1 protein-coding gene and 1 pseudogene are annotated in these 3,426 nt (G+C 43.4%); both read right to left on the bottom strand.

The annotated features are described in order from the left end of the window. Positions 1-180: 180 nt before the first annotated feature. Positions 181-1,956, bottom strand: coding sequence for an SLC13 family permease (locus MMY95_RS15265; RefSeq protein WP_241277795.1), 1,776 nt, complete (start codon positions 1,954-1,956; stop codon positions 181-183). A 432-nt stretch (positions 1,957-2,388) separates the two neighbouring features. Further along, positions 2,389-3,375, bottom strand: a pseudogene (locus tag MMY95_RS15270) (aryl-sulfate sulfotransferase); the annotation flags it as partial. Positions 3,376-3,426 lie beyond the last annotated feature (51 nt).

Here is a 3,426-nt window from a genome sequence, read left to right on the forward strand (position 1 = left end):
GTCTACATTGCCTCAATTTGCATCTTACTTAAGTAGTTTTAAGACGGACCCTAGTGAATTGGCCGTCTTGATTTACTTTTTAAGGTTATTTCACTGTGCTAAGCTATCACCGATTTACTAACCAACACAAAAAACTTGTCAGCAGCCGCTCACAAGTCTTTTAGATTCGATTAAGTCACATCACAGCACCATATAATAGTAATGGGACACAAACACACAAACGACCATACAAATCAAATTTAACGGAATTCCGACTTTAAAGTAGTCCGTGAACTTATAATGTCCAGGGCCGTAAACAATCAAGTTTGTTTGGTACCCGATTGGCGTTGAAAAGTCCGCCGTCGCAGCAATCGTAATCAACATAACAAGCATCATCACGGGTAGGTTTTCCAACTTCGCTGCGGAAACGACCACTGGAAACATCAGTGATAACGCCGCCGCATTGGACAAGATGGCCGTTAAGAAATTGGTCACGAAATAAATCAGGAACATATAGATGATTGGTGACGCATTCCCGGTAATTGCTACCAATGACTTCGCGATAAACTTATCAGCACCCACGTTCGACATCGCAAGCCCAAGTCCATAACTACTAGCCACTAAAAACAACACGTTCATATCGACAGCCTTCACAATATCGCTGATTGAAACGCATTTCGTCAAGAAAAGTACCACGCACGAGGCCGCCAGACCAACGAACAAATCAATCACGCCCATAGTCGACACGATGATCGTTGCAACCAATAAAACAATCGGTAAAACATCCTTATAAGTATGTTTCCGGGACTTCACTGGTTGTGAATTAAAGACGTGTAAATCTTTGAGACTTGCCAGCTCGTCTGGTTCACCAGTGGTAATCATGACCAAGTTGTCCCCGCCTTTTAAGCGAATACTTCCGAGATGCCCTTCGAGGTTGACATCGTTGCGTCGAATTGCGACGACGACACTCCCAAAGACATTGCGAAAACGCGCTGATTTGACCGTTTGGTTCACCAAACTGGACGTGTCCGGAATGGAGACTTCGACGAGCCGAACCCGTTCATTGGTGATATCAGTCATATTGATTTTCTGAGTGCTTGGTATTAGACCTTTAATATTCATAAGATCATTAATACAATCAAAATTTCCAGTGAAGTAAAGACGGTCACCTAACTGTAGAATCGTCTCATCCGTCACCGGCACGATCGACTGACCACTCCGATTAATCGCCACTAAGAAAGAGCGCGGCAAATTACGAAGTTTGGCGGCGACCACTGTTTGATTGAGGTGTTCAAACTCATCGCCGATCGTCATTTCAATCAAGTAATCATTCGGTTCAGCAACAACATCGTCAACACTACTCCCATAATAGGTCGGTAACATGCGGTACCCGATCGTCAGTAAGTAAATCAACCCAATAATCGTGATGGGAATCCCGATGACGGCCAAGTCAAAGGTACCAAATTGTGCTAATTTGTACTTAGACAATAATCCTTGTGCCACTAGATTGGTCGAAGTCCCTAGAACGGTCAACAACCCACTCAGAATCGTGGCGTAGGATAGTGGGATCAAGAACTTTGAGATTGCCATCCCTTTCTGCTTCGTCCAACGCTGGACCATCGGTGTCAAAGTGGACACAATCGGGGTATTATTCATAAACGGTGAAATCACACTCACGCTCGCTAACAACCGTAATAAGGAACGCTTTTCGCTGTGACCATCGCCGAGAGTCCGGTCAAATAAGCGGGTAATAATATTACTTTTGGCAATGGCATAGGCAATAATATACATCAGGGCAATTGTCGCTAACCCGTCGTTAGCAAAACCTGACAGTGCGTCCGTTGGCGACAAGATGCCGACAAACATCAAGAACGCTAAGGCACACAAGATTACGGCGTTCGGGGTCGTAACTTCCATGGCCATTAATATAAATGATACTAATAACGTGATTAAAACAATTGCAATATTTAAGGTCATCGTCATCGCTCCGCTTCAACTAATTTTCATCTTGCTGAGTCTTGCGCCACTGCTCATAATCAACCTATATCCGTCGCGCCGTTCAACATAAGAACCATTGTAGACTTGGAATGTGAACATAAATGCGACATGGTATGAAATTATTCTAGCTTTGCGGATGATTTTGCGACCAAATTGTGACTTTTTCATTAACGTTCAGTCACAACTTTGAAAACGACCTTTTCGGACTAGCAATTGGTTTGTGAACAGGCACGGTTGAGGTCAGATTGAAGTCAGACGGACGCTCCAAAGCTGGATTGTCAAGGGGAAAAACAATGCCTGACTGTCTCTCTATAATCTGTTAACGGCCGTGACTGGTTAGCGCAACACGCAAACAGGCGCCCCCGACCAGATGAGCCATCTAGTCATGAGCGCCCGTTTTACATTCAATTCTTATTCATTAATACCATACGTGTGCTTCGTCGGATACAACGAGAAGCGTTCGGCCCGGTAGACATAACCACCGCTTGGAAGGCCCGTTAATTCAACGTTAAACACCTGTTGCTTGCTCTTCAAATCGTATTCAATAATATTAGCTGATTTACCATTATTCAACCAACCAAAATCAATTAGCCGATTCGAAGCACTCAAGTAACGATTAGAACCAATAATATTGGCAAAGTTCTTCTTACCTAATGACTTGCCGTAACTGCCAACTTGAGAAATCGTCTTCGTCTTTTCATTAATATGATATTCGACACCTTCTGAATATTTACCAGAAGAGTCCGCCAACGATTTCTTGGTCGTACCAACTGCCACGTTATTGTTGAAGATCATCACGTTGAGCGAGTTCTTCTTGCCCAAGGTGCTTGGATCAACGATGGCGGCATGTTGCCCACCCGGCCAAGCAATCTTACCACTAGCCTTCAGCAAGTACTTGCGGTACGATTTCGGCCAAGCTGAAGTCTTCTTACCAGACAAGATCCACTTGATCTTTTCAGTCTTGTAATCGATCTTCATCACTAAGTTCTGGTTGCGACTTGAAATAATCAAGCTCTTATCCGTCTTATCATAATAGACGGAGTTCTGATGAAACCAGTCCTTCTTACCCATATATTTACTGGACTTCGTCGCGTTGTACTTCGTATAGAACTTCGCAGGTAGGATATTCTTCATGTTGATGACCTTGGTGATCTTACCCGTCTTATGCGATATAACGATCATCGTGTCTTCGACATAGGTCCGGCCGCCATCGGAAACGGTCGCAATCAGATCACCGTTTGGTAATTCCGTTACGTCATGGTGGACCTGATTATGGTTCTGCTTCTTAGAACCCTTAGCCTTACCCCAGGCCTTATGATTAAATTTATAAGTCTTATAAACTTTACCCGTATAATCCATTTCAACTAACTCATCAAAATATGAATTCTTAGCATTGGCAAATTCTATAATTAATCCGAACAGAAATTAAAAAGCCCAAAGCAATCACTT

Source organism: Lactiplantibacillus sp. ME-2 (assembly GCF_022549155.1).
GTDB classification, from domain to species: domain Bacteria; phylum Bacillota; class Bacilli; order Lactobacillales; family Lactobacillaceae; genus Lactiplantibacillus; species Lactiplantibacillus plantarum.